The organism is Xanthomonas rydalmerensis (assembly GCF_033170385.1).
In the GTDB taxonomy this organism is placed as follows: domain Bacteria; phylum Pseudomonadota; class Gammaproteobacteria; order Xanthomonadales; family Xanthomonadaceae; genus Xanthomonas_A; species Xanthomonas_A rydalmerensis.
The window spans coordinates 3,474,190-3,489,240 of the sequence record NZ_CP126170.1 but is presented as its reverse complement, the minus strand read 5'-3'; the positions used below and the strand labels follow the sequence as shown (position 1 = coordinate 3,489,240).

Here is a 15,051-nt window from a genome sequence, read left to right as displayed (position 1 = left end):
GCCGACCCGGAGCGCCGCCATCGCGGCGCTGGCCGGGTCGGCGTGCCGATGGTCTGCAGCGGTAGGGCGTGCTTGCTACCATGCACGCTCGACCGCTGCCCGACCCGATTGCGGCGTTTGCCGCTTCCGCCATGTATCCCGATGCCGCGCCTGCCGGCGCCCAGTTCTCGCTCGGTTTCGACGCGCCCGCCGCGCGCGAAAGCCTGTTCTTCGCCTTGTTGCCGGACGCGCAGACGGCGCAGGCGGTGCATCGCCTTGGTCGGCAGCTTTGCCACGAGCACGGATTGCAGGGACGCGCGCTGCCGCCGGAGCGGCTGCATGTGACCTTGCACTATCTCGGCGAGTACGCCGGGATCCCGCCACGCTTGCTAGAGCAGGCCTGCGCTGCGGGACAGGCGCTTGCGGCCGCACCATTCGCAATGGCGTTCGATCAGGCGGCGACCTTCGATAGCCGCGCGCGCAGCCGACCGCTGGTGCTGCGCGGTGACGGCGAGCCCGCGCCGCTGCTGGCCCTGCGCCAAGCGCTGCAACAGCTGTTGGTTCGACACGGTGTGGCGCCGCGCGCCGACGGCGCCTATCTGCCGCACATGACCCTGGCCTATGTCGACCAGACGCTGGCGCCGCAGCGCGTGTCGGCGTTGCCCTGGCAGGCGGGGTCGCTGAGTCTGATCCGCAGCGTGCAGGGCCAGGGACGCTATCTGCACGAAGCCCACTGGCCTTTGCGCGCCGACCCTGCGCAGCGCAACGCATGAACGCGGCGCCGCTCGCGCTGCCCGATGCGCAATGGACGCAACTGCGGGCCGCCTACGCCGAGCCGCCGCGGGCGTATCACCATTTCGGCCACGTCGAGGCAGTGCTGGCGCATTACGCCGAGGTCGCTGTCGACAGCGGCTGGCAGCAGCCGCGCGAGGTCTACCTGGCCGTGCTCTATCACGATGCGGTGTACCGCGCTGGCCGCGGCGACAACGAAGCGCAGTCCGCGCGCCTGGCCGAGGCGGCGATCGCGCAGTGGCTGCCGGACGCCGGCGTAGATGTGGCGCGGGTGGCTGCGCTGATCGAACTCACCGCGCGTCATGGGCAATTGACCACGGCGTCGGTGGATGCGGACGCGGCGCTGTTCCTGGATTGCGACATGGCGATCCTCGGCGCTACGCCCGAGGCCTTTGCCGCCTACGACCGCGCCATTGCCGAGGAGTACCGCGGGGTAGTGCCGGGCTGGTTGTACCGGCGCAAGCGCCGCGCCTTCCTGCGTACCGTGCTGGCGCAGCCGCGCATCTTCCTCAGCGAGCGGTTCCACACGCGCTACGACGCGGCCGCGCGCGCCAACCTGCGCCAGGCCGTCGGCTGACGGAGTAGTGACCGCGGCCAGCACCGCCTTCTTCTACACTGCCGCGCCGGTCCGCCCCGGCCGCTGCCACGGAGCCTCATGTCCGACCCTGCCGCCAACGCCGATCCCCGCCCGCAGGCGCCGCTGCCGCCCGGTCCCAGCGACTGCTGCGATAGCGGCTGCCCGTTGTGCGTCTACGACCTCTACCACGAGGAACTGGAGCGCTATCGGCAGGCACTGGCGGCCTGGCGGCTGCGTCATCCCGGTGCCGACGCGGACGCCTGACGGCCCGCCGATGCAGGGCGATGGCCCAGGTCCGGCGTACCTGGCATGAACCGCAGGGCGCGCCGCGCTTCGCGTCGCCGCCGTTCGGGATTATCTTTAACGCGCCTTTTCAGGATGGCTGGATGATGCAGAAGCGTGGCGGTTGGATGTGGGGATGTGCATTGGGCGGACTGCTCGCGGCCGGCGTCGCCGGCGCAGCACCTGGCGCTGCGGCCGCTGCCGCACCGCGTGCCGGCGCACCGGCCGCGGCGCCGGAAAAGCTCAGCCACGGCCGCTTCGAGCAGGTGCCGGTGCTGTTGCCCAAGGGCAACGCACAGCGCGTGGTGCTGTGGTTCGCCGGCGGCAAGCACGCCGACGCCGAGCGCACGCGCCAGATCGAGGCGCTGCGCGACGATGGCGCGATGGTCGCGGTGATCGACAGCGCGCACCTGCAGGCGGTACTGGCCAAGATCGACGGCACCTGCGGCTTCTCCGCCGGCGACGTGGAGAACTTCTCGCGCTACGTGCAGGCCTATTTCCACGTGCCGACCTACCACCTGCCGTTGCTGGTCGGCGATGGCGATGGCGCCGCGCTGGCCTACGCGGTCGCCGCGCAGGCGCCCAAGCATCTGCTGGCGGGCCTGCTGACCGAGGATTTCTGCCCGGTGCAGGTGCTGGACGACCAGATCTGCGGCGCCGGCATCACCGCGCCGGCGCGTGCGTTGAAGCCGACCGCGCTGCCGGTGCCGTGGCTGGCGGCGCTCGACGCCAAGAGCCGCCGCGACCGCTGCACCCAGCAGAGCGACGCGTTCGTGCAGAAGGTGGCGCAGGCGCGGCAGTTCCGCCGCAGCGCCAGCGGCGATGCGTTGCCTGGGCTGCGCGCGGCGGTGCGTTCGCTGGGCGATCGGCCCGGCGTCAGCCTGCCGCCGACGCCGGCCGACCTGGCCGGGCTGCCGGTGGTCGACGTGCCGGCCGCCGCGGGCGCGGGCGATGCCGACAACGGCAACGTGTTCGCGATCTTCGTCTCCGGCGACGGCGGCTGGGCCGGGCTCGACCAGCAGGTCGCCGGCGCCCTGGCCAAGGCCGGCATCCCGGTGGTGGGCGTGGATTCGCTGCGCTACTTCTGGAGCGAGCGCACGCCGCAGGGCTTCGCTACCGACCTGGACCGCATCTACCGCCACTACAGCCACCTGTGGCAGCGCGGGCGCGTGGTGCTGATCGGCTTCTCGCAGGGCGCCGACGTGCTGCCGGCGGCCTACAACCAATTGCCGGAAGCGATGCGCGACCAGGTGCAGCTCACCGCCTTGCTGTCGGTCGGCAAGACCGCCGACTACGAGTTCCACGTGTCCAACTGGATCAGTTCCGGCGACGACGGCCTGCCGATCGCCCCGGAAGTGGCGAAGATGCCGCCGGCGCAGACCCTGTGCATCTACGGCGAGGACGATGACGACGCGCTGTGCCCGGACCTGCCCAAGGGCGGGCCGCAACTGGTCAAGCTGCCCGGCGACCATCATTTCCAGGGTGATTACGCGACGCTGGCCAAGCAGATCCTGCAGCGGATTCAGTAGAAGCCGGGATTGGGGGGGCGGGATTGGGGGTTGGGGATTGGTGGGCTGGTTCGCCGGTGCGGACTTGCCTGCTAGCGTCGTCGTAGGAGCGGCTTCAGCCGCGACGCGGACCACTGAAACATCGGTCCTGCAAGGCGGCGAGCGTGGCTGGCCGCCGCCGGGCGCTCCATGGCGGTCGTACCCTCACCCCAACCCCTCTCCCGGGGGGAGAGGGGCTAATCGTTTTCCCTGTGGGAGAATGTGCCCCGCAGGGGCGGATGAGGGTGCGGCGCGCAGCCTCGCAATGCCCCGGCAAACGGGGGCGCCGCGCCAATCCCCAATCCCGACTCCCCAATCCCGGCTCACTCCGGCTTGCGCGGATCCAGCGAGATCAACCGGGTCACATCCAACAGAGCAGCAGGCAGGTGCATGCCGCCGGGCGCGGCGAGGTAGCGGGTGCGCCAGGTGGGGGCGAACTTGGACTTGAAGCGGCGCAGGCCGGTGAAGCCGTAGAAGCGTTCGCCGTGGCGCACGATCAGGTTGCCGAAGCGGTTCCAGCGGCCGGCCAGGCGGTGCTGGGCCAGGCCCGACAGCGGCGCCATGCCCAGCGAGAAGCGCTTGTAGCCCTGGTCGCGGCCCCACAGGAACAGCTCGATGAACAGGAAATCCATGGTGCCCTTCGGCGCATCGGCGATGTGCCGCATCAGGTCCACCGACAGCTCGTGGCCGGCCGGGGCCTGCCACAGGTTGGCGAAGGCCACGACCTTGCCCTCGAACTCCACCACCGCGATCGGGAAGCGGCGCAGGTAGGCCGGGTCGAAGCTGCCCAGCGAGAAGCCCTTCTCGGCGCCGGCCTTGTCCTCAAGCCACTGCTGCGAGACTTCGGCCAGCACCGGCATCAGCGCGTCCACCGCCTCGGTTTCGACGATGCGGAAGCTCAGCCCGCTGCGCTTGCCGCGGTTCCAGGCCTGGCGCAGGTCGGCGCGGTCGCGGCCCTCCAGGTGGAAACCCTCCAGCGACACCATCGCTTCCTCGCCGAGCTTGACCAGGGTCAGGCCCAGGTCCAGGTAGGTCTGCCAGTGCTGCTCGCCGACCTGGTAGAACACCGGGCGCAGGCCCATGCGGTCGGCTTCCTCGCGGAAGCGCCAGATCAGCGCGCGGGCCACTTCCGGCGCGCCGACCGGATCGCCCATTGCCACCAGCGAGCCGCCATAGCGCTGCATCATCACGAAACCGGGGCCATCCTCGGCCTGCAGCAGGGCCTTGTCGCCGGTCAGCACCAGGCAGGCCTGGGTGTCGGTGGCCTCGGCCAGCACCGGCGCCAGCGCGTCCAGCTGCGCGCCATCGGCCGGCGGCAACGGCGAGCGGGTGCTGTGCAGCAACCGCGCCAGCCCGAACACCACCACCGCCACGCTGACCAGCAGCACCGCGCGCAGCGCGCGCGGCGCATTGGCCGAAGTGGCGAACTCCCACCACAGCTCGTTCTGGTATTCGACGTGGCTGTAGACGAAGAACAGCAGCCAGATCGTGGCGATCAGTACCAGGCCGAGGTTGCGCAGCCACGGCCACGACCAGGCCTCGTCGAGCAGCGCGCCTTCGCGATAGAACTCGCGGCGCGCGCCCCACAGGCCGACCGCCACCACCAGCGAGGACAACGCCACCGAGACATGACCGCCGCGCAGCCAGGCCGGCAACGGCAGCAGCACGCAGATGCCGATCGCCAGCACCCAGGCCGCGTGGCTGCGCCGCTGCAGGCCCTGGCCGATCAGCAGCAGCACCACGCCGCCGAGGCTGGCCAGCAGGTGCGAGGTTTCCATGATCGACAGCGGCGCCATGTCCTGGCGGCGCTTGGGGGTGGGCAGGGTGCCGTCGATGACCAGCGCCGCGCCGACCGCGAACACCGCCAACGCGATGATCTGTGGCAGCCACGGGCGCAGCGTGCGCCAGGCCACGCGCACCCCGCCGGCACTGGCGACCAGCGGCCGGCGCAGGCCGGACAGCGAGGCCATCAGCACCGACAGCAGCAGCGGCACCACGTAGTAGGTGATGCGGTAGATGAGCGCCGCCGCCAGCACCGCCGCCGGCGCCACGCCGGGCAGCAGCTTGAGCAGGCTCCATTCGAACACACCCAGGCCGGCCGGCACGGTCGACACCAGGCCCGCCACCACCGCGACCAGGTACAGGCCGACGAAACCGATGTATTCGATCCCCGATTCGTTGGGCAACAGCACGTAGAACGCGGCGCTGGCCAGACCCAACTCGACCACGCTCAACGCGGTCACGCCCAGGGTGGTGCGTCGGTCCGGCAGCCACAGCTCATGGTTGCGCCAACGCAAGGTGCGGCCGTCGCGGCCGGCCAGCAGCAGCATCGTGGCGAAGCCGACCAACAGCGCGATGCCGATCGCGCGCACCGCGGTGGCGCCGACCGGCAGCGCCAGCGCCGCCGCGGCCGGCTCCAGGGTCAGGGCCAGCGCCAGCAGCAGCCAGGCGCCGAACACGAAGCCGAGCGTGCTCATCAGCACCACCTGGCCGATCTCGGCCAGGCTCAGCCCGACCCGGCCGTAGCCGCGCAGGCGCACCGCGCCGCCGGTCAGCGCGGCGAAGCCCAGGGTCTGCCCGACCGCATGCGCCAGGAACGCGGTGATGCTGATCCGCATCGGGTGCAGCTTGCGCCCGCTGCGGCGCAGGCCGACGGCATCGAAGCCGATCAGGCAGGCATAGCTGCTCAGGCCCAGCAACAGGGTCAGCACGATCTGGCTGAGGCTCAGCTGGTTGAAGGCGTGACGGATCGCACTGTAGCCGTGGGTACTGAACTCCGTGGCCAGCGCATGCAGCGCCAGGGCCAGGATCGCCAGGCTGGCCAGCACCGGCAGCGCACGGCGCCAGCCGGGGGTGGACGCGGGAGCGGAGGGCGTGGCGTCGGTCATTGCAGACGGGCGGCCAGGCACCACGACGCGCGGCGCGCGGTGCGCGACGGAGTCGGAGCGGAACTGCAGGCGGAACGAAGAGCGGAACGAAGAGAGGCCATCGCGATACCGGTTGGGTGAGAGCGTGTAAGGAACATGGAGAAGGCTATGGACAGGTGGTTACGACGCGGTGTGTGAGGTGCCGGAGCAAGGCGGGTTGCCCCAGCCTGTCGCGCAACCCCTCGATGCACGCAACGTGCCACGTCCCGACAGCGGAGCGAAGCCGGCCCTGCGCGGGTTGGCTTGGTGCCATCCCTGGCCGCGCGTCGCAGCGCATGCCGATCCCTCCATCACCATGCCGCTCCTCTCACCGTGCATCACGCGCTCTAGGCTATACCGGCCACGCCGGCGACGCGCATGATAGTGGAATCGTACGTCGCCACGGCGTCGGGGCCGCGGCAGGGGCCATGGCCGGCGCTTGCGGCGATGGTCTGTGTTGGGTTCCGGAGCCTGTCATGCCGTTGTCCGCATCTCCCTTTCCCGCGCCGCCGCGCTGGACGCGCCTGGCCGGTGCCGCGGCGCTGCTGCTGGCGCTGCTGTTCCTCGGCGTGGCGATGGCGTTGCAGGTCGTGCGCGCCGATCTGCATTGGCAGCAGGCCACGCTCAGCCAGTACCTGCATGGCCCTGGCGGCTTGGTGCTGCGCACCGTCTACGTTTTGCTGGCCGCCGGCGTGATGGCGTTGGCCGCCGGCTTGTATGCGCAGGCGCCGCCACGCGCGCGCAGCGGCGCGCCCGTACTGCTGTTCGGCTGTGCGGCGCTGGGGTTATGCGGGGTCGCAGTCGGTGACAGCTACCTGCCGCAGCGCGCGCCGCTGCTGGCGCCGCTGGTGCACGGGCTATCCGCGCAGACCGCGTTCCTGTGCGTGACCACGGCGATGCTGTTGCAAAGTGCCTGGCTGCGCCGGCAGCAGGCGTGGCAGCGCCGTGCCGGGCCGTTGTTGCTGCTGGCGGTGCTGGGATTCGTGGCGCTGTGGGTACATGTGCTGTGGCGCGCGCCGCCGCGCGGGCTGACCCAGAAGCTGGCGATCGTGCTGATCCTGGCCTGGCTGCTGCCGGTGGCGTATCGCCTGTGGCGGCCGGCGCCTGCAGCCGCGGCGCAATCGCGCGACAATGGCGCGGTCTTCCCACTACAGGACAGCGCATCATGATCCAGCGTTTCGATACCGGCCCGCGGATGTCGGAAATGACCGTGCACAACGGCGTGGCCTACCTGGCCGGGCAAATCGCCGAGGACACCAGCGCCGACATCGCCGGCCAGACCCGCGAGGTGCTGGCGGCGATCGACCGGCTGCTGGCGCTCGCCGCCACCGACAAGAGCCGGATCCTGCGCGCCGAGATCTACATGACCGACCTGGCCGAGTTCGCCGAAATGAACAAGGTCTGGGAAGAATGGGTCAGCCCGGGCAACACCCCGGCCCGCGCCACCGTGCAGGCCAAGCTGGCCGACCCGGCCTGGAAGATCGAGATCGTCATTACGGCGGCCGCTTGAGCGGCCGGGAGTGGTGATTGGGGATTGGGGATTCGTCTTGCCGCCACGACGTCGCTCGCGTATCCCTTGATCTTGGTAGGAGCGGCTTCAGCCGCGACAGGCATCACCGGTAACGCCCCTCGCGGCTGAAGCCGCTCCTACGCGTAGACGATCAGGCGGCAGCAAGCCGCCTTGCCAATCCCCAATCCCCACTCCCCAATCCCGGCGCCTCAGCGCCTCACAAACCGGTAATGCGCCACGCCCCACTGCTGGCCCTGTTCGTAGCCGAACAGTTCCGCGCAGGCCATCCAGAACATGCGCCAGCGTTGCCACCAGATCTTGGCGTCGGCGCCGTAGGTGGCCTGCAGCACCGGCATCAGCGCATCGCGATGGCGGTCCTGGTTGTGCAGCCAGGCGTTGGCGGTCTTCTCGTAGTGCTGGCCGGACAGGAGCCAGCGGCGTTCGATCGCCAGGTCGTCCTGGAACTGCAGCAGGGTGTCGGCCGCCGGCATCAAGCCGCCGGTGAAGAAGTGCCGGCCCATCCAGTTGTCCTCGCCCTGCACCTCGAACGGGTAGGCCAGGTCGCGATGGCAGAAGATGTGCACGAACAGCCGTCCGCCCGGCACCAGCCAGTGGCTGACCCGCTTGAGCAGTTCGCGGTAGTTGCGCATGTGCTCGAACATCTCGATCGAGACCACGCGGTCGTAGCTCTCGGTGGGCAGGGTCAGTGTGTTGGCATCGTGGGTGATGACCTTGACGTTGCTCAGCCCGCGTGCGCGGCACTGCGCTTCGATGTGTTCGCGCTGCGGCCGCGAGTTGGACACCGCGGTGATGCGCGCGCCGGGGAAATGCTCGGCCATCCACAAGGTCAGCGAGCCCCAGCCGCAGCCCAGTTCGAGGATGCGCTGGCGATCGCGCAGCTGCGCGCGTTCGGCGTACAGCTGCAGCATGCGCTCTTCCGCCGCGTCCAGGTCCGGCGTGCTCGCATCCCAGTAGCAACTGCTGTACTTCAGGCGCTTGCCCAGGCATAGCTCGAAGAAACGCGGCGGCACTTCGTAGTGCTGGCGGTTGGCCGCGTCGGTCTCGATCGCGATGGCGCTCTCGCGCAGCGATTCGATCAGCAGGCGCTGGCGTTCCCAGGCCGCGTCGGCGCCGCCGTCGCGCTCGTCGCGCAGGCGCTGCGTGCACAGCCGGCGCATCGCCGCGCGCAGCACGGCGTCGGGCAGCAGGCCGGATTCGGCCAGGCGCGTGGCCAGCGGCTCGGCTGGCGCGGCGGGCGGGGAAGAGGTGGCGAAGGTGCTGGACATCGGCGGATCTCCTGGCGCGGCTCAGTGCCGCGGCGGCATGGGGAAGAAGGCGCTGGTGCTGCGCTGGTAGTCGGCGTAGTCGCGGCCGCGCGAGCGCAGGGCCTGCTGTTCGGTGTAGGGAATCCCGGTGACCCGGTACAGGAAGGCGAACATCAGCGCCGGCCCCAGCGCGGCAACGCCGACCCACAGCGCGCCGCTGCCCACCGCAAGGAACACATAGGCGAACCAGTGCACGAATTCGAAGAAGTAGTTCGGATGCCGCGAATAGCGCCACAGGCCTTGGCGACAGGTCTTGCCCTTGTTCGCCGGGTCGGCGCGGAACGCGGCCAGTTGCCGGTCGGCCAGGCTTTCCCCGCCCACCGCGATCAGCCAGGTCGCCACCGCCAGGGTGGTCCACACGCTCCACTGCGGCTGCGGATTGTGCGCGGCCACCGACAGCGGCACCGCGAATGCCAGCACCACCAGCGCCTGGCCGAGGAAGAACGCCAGGAACTTGCGCTGGTCGCCGTGCCAGTGCTCGCGCAGGGCGCGATAGCGGCCATCCTCGTGGGCATCGCCGAACACGCGCACGCCCAGGTGCCAGGCCAGGCGCGCGCCCCATAGTCCACCCAGCACCGCGGTCAGCACGCGCGGCAGCAGCGCGCCGTCGACGCGCCAGGCGCAGTACACCGCGGTCAGCGCCATGCACGCCGACCACAGCACGTCGACCACGCCGGCGTTGCGGGTCTGCCGCTGCCAGGCCCAGCCGGCGAGCATGACCAGCACGGTGAACACGCCCACATGCAACAACGGCCAGGCGTTCATCGCGCCGCTCCGGTTGCCGACAGCACCGGCGCGGCGGCGCTCAGGCGCCGCGTGGCCAGGCTCAGCAGGGTCAGTGCCGCGGCCCAGCCCAGGGCCAGCGCCAGCAGCGCCTGCGGCAATGGCTGCACCAGCGTCACCGCTTGCCAGCCGCGTGCGGCCAGCACATAGCCCAACGGGCCGGCAGTGGCGCCGAACAGCGCCGCGCGCCAGGGATGGCGCATCACCCAGGCCAGCGAATGCTGGAAGGTCAGCGCGAAGCCGGCCCACAGCGCCAGGATCCACAGCGGCGGCCACGGCGATGGCGGCGCGGCGGCGTAGCGCACCCAGTCGCCGGCGCGCATGGCGGCATCGACACCGGCGCCCAGCGGCAGCGCCAGTGCGATCAGCGCGGCGTCGCCGCGGGCACGGCGGCGCGGCCACAACTGGTACAGCGCGAACAGCGCCAGCGCCGCCGGGCCGGCCCAGGCCAGCCCGTGCGCGGCGCCGACCACTGCGGCCAGCCACAGCCCCTGCAGGGCGAGGTAGTTGATCAGGTTGCTCATGCGTCGTCCGCCAGCGCCGGCGCGAACTGCGCCGGCCGCGCGCGCGGCTTGCTCAGCCACAGGTGCACGTCGCCGATCGAACGCTCCAGGAAGCCGCCTTCGCAGTACGCCAGGTAGAACTCCCACATGCGGATGAAACGTTCGTCGTAGCCGAGCGCGCGCACCTGCGGCAACTTGGCCATGAAGCGCTCGCGCCAGGCGCGCAGGGTCAACGCGTAGCTGGGGCCGATGTCTTCCAGGTTGAACAGGCGCAGGTCGCTGGCGCGGCCGATCGCGCCGGTCATCGCCGCCACCGAGGGAATGAAGCTGCCCGGGAAGATGTGGCGCTTGATGAAGTCCACCGACTTGAGCGCCTGCGCGTAGCGATGATCCTCGATGGTGATGGCCTGGATCAGCGCCTGGCCGTCGTCCTTGAGCAGGCTGCCGACCTTGCCGAAGTAGGTGTCCAGGTACTGGTGGCCGATCGCCTCGATCATCTCGATCGAGACCAGGCGGTCGTAGCGGCCGTCGAGATCGCGGTAGTCGCGCAGCAGCACCTCGACCCGGTCCGACAGCCCGGCGACGGCGATGCGCTGTCGGGCCAGTTCGTACTGCTCGCGCGAGATGGTGGTGGTGGTGACGCGGCAGCCGTGGTGCTTGGCGGCATATAGCGCGAAGCCACCCCAACCGGTGCCGATCTCGACCAGGTGGTGGTGCGGCTGCAGGTCGAGCTTGGCGCAGATGCGCTGCAGCTTGCGTTCGGCCGCGCGCTCCAGCGCAGCCTCGCCCAAGGCGGCGTCGGCCTCGCGAAAGATCGCCGAGGAGTACATCAGGTTGCGATCCAGGAACAGTTCGAACAGCTGGTTGCCCAGGTCGTAGTGCGCGGCGATGTTGCGGCGGCTGCCGGCGCGGGTGTTGCGCGCGAACGCGTGCAGGCCACGCATCGCCAGGCCGCCGAGCCGGGCCAGACCGGTTTCCATCGCGTCCAGGCGGTCGCGGTTGCGTACCAGCAGGCGCACCAGCGCGACCAGGTCGTCGCAGTCCCACAGCCCGTCCATGTACGCCTCGCCGACGCCGACGCTGCCGTTGAGCGCGGCCTGGCGGTAGAAGCGCGGGTCGTGGATGCGCAGGTGCGCCTGCAGCGCGTCGGCGCCGGCGCTGGCATCGCCCAGCGTGGTCAGCGTGCCGGCCTCCTCGATGCGCAACTGGCCCTCGCGCAGGCCGTCCAGCGTGGCGAGCAGGCGTTGCCGCAGCAGGCGATCGAGACCGCGCATCGGGGCGGCGGCCGGGGTCAGCGCGGCGGCGGAAGAGGGCGCATGCGGAGCGTTCATCGGCGTTCTCGCGGAAGGGAATGGTCGGGATGGTCGTGCACCGGGTTGCCACGCAGCCACAGCCGCAGCGCCTGCCAGTGGATCTTGGCCATGACCTGCAGGGTCATCGCCGGATAGCGCAGCAGCGCCTGCGCCAGGCTGGCGCCGTCGAGGGCGCGGCGCTCGAGCACCAGGGTGGCGTCGAAGCGCCGCCGCGTCGTCGCCGGCGTGGGATCGAGCACGTCCATGTGCACGCGCAGTTGCGCGCCGGGCTCGCTGAAGCGCCAGGCGTAGGTGTGCGCCATCGCCATGAACGGCGAGACGTGGAAGCGCTTGGCGAAGCGCCAGGCGTGCGTGGCGCCGTGACTACGCGCTTCTGCCATCGGCAGCACGTAGGCGTGGCGTTGCCGCCATGGCGTGTTGGTGATCTCGGCGACGATGCTGTGCAGCCGCTGCTGCGCATCGTGGCAGTAGTAGAACGTGACCGGATTGAAGCAGTGGCCGAAGTAGCGCAGGTGGGTGAGCATGCGCACCGGGCCCAGCGGGCGCTCGCCGGTGTGCTGCTGCACGCGGTCGCGCACCGCCTCGTCCAGCGGCTGCGCGGGGTCGCCCAGATAGTCGCTGCGGCGGAACTCGGCCACGTTGCGCCGGTTCACCGACCACAGCCAGCGCCGCGCGAACACCTGCTCCAGTTCGTCCAGGTCCAGGTACAGCAGGAACAGCGGATAACGGAACGCCAGCGCCTTGGGCGCATAGCGGCGATGCCGCACCCAGCCGGTGTACACCGCGCTGTGCAGACCATGCAAGGTCGTGCCCGCCGCCGCCGACGTTGTCGAGACGGCGCCAGCCGGCGGGGCGGGCACGGCAGCGCGGCGCATCAGCGTCATGACCAGGGTACCCCCAGTGCCGCGGCCACGTCGACCGCGCTGCGCAGGCCGTCCTCGTGGAAGCCGAAGCCCCAGCCGGCACCGGCGAACCAGGTGTTGCGCTGGCCCTGGATCTCGCCCTTGCGTGCCTGCGCCGCCACCGACGCCTGGGTCTGCAGCGGATGGCGGTAGCGCATGCGCCGCAGCACCTTGGCCGGATCGATCGCGTCGCTGCGGTTGAGGCTGACGATGAACGGCTGCGGCGCCTGCAGCGACTGCAGGGCGTTCATCCAGTAGCTGACCGTGCACGGCGCGTCCGGATCGGCCGGCACGTGCGCGTTCCAGGCGGCCCAGGCGCGGCGGTCGCGCGGCAGCACGCGCGCGTCGGTGTGCAGCACGGTCTCGTTGTCCTGGTAGCCGATCGCGCCGAGGATCTCGGTTTCGTCCTCGCTGGGATCGGTGAGCAGGCGCAGCGCGTCGTCGGCGTGGCAGGCCAGCACCGCATGGTCGTATTGCTGGGTGTCGGCATCGCAGGCGATCGCGACGCTGCCGTGCGCGGTCCGCTGCAGCGCGCGCACCGGCGTGCCCAGCCGCTCGCGCACGCGCCAGCGGCTGCGCAGCGCACGCACATAGCTGTTCGAGCCGCCACGCACCACCTGCCACTGCGGACGGCCGCTGACCTGCAGCATGTGGTGGTTGGCCATGAAGCCGATCAGCTGGCGCATCGGGAAGTCGAGGATCTGCCGCGAGGGCGAGGACCATAGCGCCGAGGCCATCGGCACCAGGTGCGCGTCGCGGAATACCTCGGAGTAGCCGTGGCGCTGCAGGAACTCGCCGAGGGTCAGTTGCGCCAGGGTGGCGTCGTGCAGCGCCTGCGGCGCCTCCCGGTAGAACCGCCGGAGGTCGCGCAGCATGCGCCAGAAGCGCGGCGACAGCAGGTTGCGGCGCTGGCTAAACAGCCCATCGAGCGTGCCGGCGTTGTACTCCAGTCCGGTGCGTTCCTCGTGCACCGAGAAACTCATCGTGGTCGGCTGCGACGCCACCCCGAGCCGCGCGAACAGCGCGCTCAGCAGCGGGTAGTGCTGTGGATTGAACACGATGAAGCCGCTGTCCACCGCGTACTCCACGCCGTCCAGTTCGATCGCATGGGTATGGGTATGGCCGCCGAGATAATCGGCCGCTTCGTACAGCGTCACCTCGTGACGCTGCGACAGCAGCCACGCCGCGCCGAGGCCGGCGATCCCCGAGCCCACCACCGCGATCCGGCTCATCGAGTCCGCGCCTGTGCGCGCACCAGCCCGGCCGGCACCGGCTTGAGCTCGCGGATCACGCGGGTCCACGACAGCGCCTTCAGCCCATACCAGGTCAGGTCCAGTTCCCACCAGCGGAAACCCTGGCGTGCGGCACCGGGGAAGAAATGATGGTTGTTGTGCCAGCCTTCGCCGAAGGTCAGCAGCGCCAGCCACAGGTTGTTGCGGCTGTCGTCGCGGGTGTCGAAGCGGCGGCTGCCGAAGCGGTGCGCCAGCGAGTTGATGGTGAAGGTGGCATGGAACAGCGCCACGGTGGAGACGAAGAAGCCCCACACCAACAACTGCGGGCCATCGGTGCCGAGCTGCGGCACGTGCTGCTGCAGCCACCCGCCGAGCAGGAACAGCGCCAGCGCCAGCAGCACCGGCAGCAGCAGGTCGAAGCGGTCGAGGAAGCGCAGTTCGGGGAAGCGGCGCAGGTCCGGGATCGCTTCCCAATCGGTGCGGAAACCGCGCGGGGTCAGGAACCAGCCGCTATGGCTCCACCAGAAGCCGTGCTGGCGCGGCGAATGCGGATCGGCCGGCGTGTCGGTGTGGCGATGATGGTTGCGGTGGTGCGCCGCCCACCACAGCGGCCCGCGTTGCACGCAGGTGGCGCCGATCGCGGCGAACAGGAACTGCACCGGGCGCGAGGTCTTGAACGCGCGGTGGGCGAAATAGCGGTGGTAGAAGCCGGTGAGCGCGAACATGCGCACCGCGTACATCGCCACGGCCATGCCGACGGCGAACCACGACACGCCGACCCAGAACACGCCCAGGCACGCCAGGTGCAGGCCGATGTAGGGCGCGGCGCGCAGCCAGTCGATGCGGTCGGCGCGCGCCGGGTCCAGCTCGATCTCGGCGCTGGTGTCGAACCAGCGCCGCAAGGTGCGCAGGATGCGGCCAGGCGGCGCAGGCGGGGTTGAGGCAGGGCGGGGTTCCGGAACGGGACTCGGCACAAGCGCGTCTCATTGGGGGACTTGGGGAGCGATACGAGCGAAACCGGAAGACGGATGCACCCGCGTCGCATTTCCCCTGCACAGCTGCTTGCGAGGCATTGCGGCCACGACAGCGCAGCGCAGGCGTTGCGCGAATCGGAAGATCTCGGCTGTCGTGCGGATGCGCGATGGCGGCGTCGATGCTGACGGCAGACGAGTGGTGAGCGGGTGAATGCGCGCCGTGTTCTTTCAGGTGAGAACGGCACAGCCTACGCGTGGCACGGCTTCTCCGCGGCGATGCAAGGCGCCTGGAGCGCCGAGGCGTTATTGCCCCTCTCCCATCGGGAGAGGGGTTGGGGTGAGGGTACGGAGCGAAGCGCTCGCGGAATCAGGTCCACGAGGCTTCGCCCGTACCCTCATCCGCCCCTTCGGGGCACCTTCCCCCGA

At 70.5% G+C, this 15,051-nt stretch carries 14 protein-coding genes; 6 read left to right on the top strand and 8 right to left on the bottom strand.

Annotation, left to right across the window (positions count from 1 at the left end; all coding sequences use genetic code 11):
- Positions 1–80 precede the first annotated feature (80 nt).
- From QN245_RS14605 to QN245_RS14590, 4 genes are all read left to right on the top strand, one after another.
- A complete protein-coding gene (locus QN245_RS14605; protein WP_317843510.1) occupies positions 81–752 on the top strand; it encodes a 2'-5' RNA ligase family protein in 672 nt (223 codons plus the stop codon).
- Complete coding sequence (locus tag QN245_RS14600; RefSeq protein ID WP_317843509.1) at positions 749–1,348, top strand: HD domain-containing protein; 600 nt, start codon at positions 749–751, stop codon at positions 1,346–1,348. Before QN245_RS14605 ends, QN245_RS14600 begins: the two co-directional genes overlap by 4 nt.
- A 78-nt stretch (positions 1,349–1,426) precedes the next feature.
- Positions 1,427–1,612: an oxidoreductase-like domain-containing protein gene (locus QN245_RS14595; protein WP_017908246.1), complete on the top strand. Its 186-nt coding sequence runs from the start codon at positions 1,427–1,429 to the stop codon at positions 1,610–1,612.
- Between the two features lie 146 nt (positions 1,613–1,758).
- Positions 1,759–3,159 (top strand): virulence factor family protein, encoded by a 1,401-nt coding sequence (locus QN245_RS14590; RefSeq protein WP_425612960.1) that lies wholly within the window; start codon positions 1,759–1,761, stop codon positions 3,157–3,159.
- 341 nt (positions 3,160–3,500) lie between these two features.
- Here the strand turns inward: QN245_RS14590 and mprF are convergent, their stop codons facing one another.
- Positions 3,501–6,065: a bifunctional lysylphosphatidylglycerol flippase/synthetase MprF gene (mprF, locus tag QN245_RS14585; RefSeq protein ID WP_317843508.1), complete on the bottom strand. Its 2,565-nt coding sequence runs from the start codon at positions 6,063–6,065 to the stop codon at positions 3,501–3,503.
- A gap of 494 nt (positions 6,066–6,559) precedes the next feature.
- On the opposite strand from mprF, the gene QN245_RS14580 reads away from it, so the two are divergent.
- Together QN245_RS14580 and QN245_RS14575 are read left to right on the top strand one after the other, a co-directional pair.
- Positions 6,560–7,252, top strand: coding sequence for a DUF998 domain-containing protein (locus QN245_RS14580; protein ID WP_317843507.1), 693 nt, complete (start codon positions 6,560–6,562; stop codon positions 7,250–7,252).
- Positions 7,249–7,593: a RidA family protein gene (locus QN245_RS14575; protein WP_010342343.1), complete on the top strand. Its 345-nt coding sequence runs from the start codon at positions 7,249–7,251 to the stop codon at positions 7,591–7,593. Before QN245_RS14580 ends, QN245_RS14575 begins: the two co-directional genes overlap by 4 nt.
- A 209-nt stretch (positions 7,594–7,802) precedes the next feature.
- Here the strand turns inward: QN245_RS14575 and QN245_RS14570 are convergent, their stop codons facing one another.
- Genes QN245_RS14570 through QN245_RS14540 form a run of 7 tightly spaced genes read right to left on the bottom strand, consistent with a single transcriptional unit; the run spans position 7,803 to position 14,625 of the window.
- Positions 7,803–8,879 carry an SAM-dependent methyltransferase gene (locus QN245_RS14570; protein WP_167087518.1) on the bottom strand — a complete coding sequence of 359 codons (1,077 nt, stop codon included), beginning with the start codon at positions 8,877–8,879 and terminating at the stop codon, positions 7,803–7,805.
- 21 nt (positions 8,880–8,900) lie between these two features.
- On the bottom strand, positions 8,901–9,683 hold the full coding sequence (locus QN245_RS14565) for a DUF1295 domain-containing protein (RefSeq protein ID WP_317843506.1): 783 nt from the start codon (positions 9,681–9,683) through the stop codon (positions 8,901–8,903).
- Entirely contained in the window at positions 9,680–10,225 is a 546-nt protein-coding gene (locus tag QN245_RS14560) for a DUF2878 domain-containing protein (protein WP_317843505.1), read from the bottom strand. Before QN245_RS14560 ends, QN245_RS14565 begins: the two co-directional genes overlap by 4 nt.
- Positions 10,222–11,535: a class I SAM-dependent methyltransferase gene (locus QN245_RS14555; RefSeq protein WP_425612871.1), complete on the bottom strand. Its 1,314-nt coding sequence runs from the start codon at positions 11,533–11,535 to the stop codon at positions 10,222–10,224. Before QN245_RS14555 ends, QN245_RS14560 begins: the two co-directional genes overlap by 4 nt.
- The gene (locus QN245_RS14550; protein WP_184449200.1) at positions 11,532–12,401 is read right to left on the bottom strand and encodes a DUF1365 domain-containing protein; all 870 of its coding nucleotides are present in this window, start codon (positions 12,399–12,401) and stop codon (positions 11,532–11,534) included. Before QN245_RS14550 ends, QN245_RS14555 begins: the two co-directional genes overlap by 4 nt.
- Positions 12,398–13,651, bottom strand: coding sequence for an NAD(P)/FAD-dependent oxidoreductase (locus QN245_RS14545; protein WP_317843504.1), 1,254 nt, complete (start codon positions 13,649–13,651; stop codon positions 12,398–12,400). Before QN245_RS14545 ends, QN245_RS14550 begins: the two co-directional genes overlap by 4 nt.
- On the bottom strand, positions 13,648–14,625 hold the full coding sequence (locus QN245_RS14540) for an acyl-CoA desaturase (protein ID WP_425612870.1): 978 nt from the start codon (positions 14,623–14,625) through the stop codon (positions 13,648–13,650). Before QN245_RS14540 ends, QN245_RS14545 begins: the two co-directional genes overlap by 4 nt.
- Positions 14,626–15,051 lie beyond the last annotated feature (426 nt).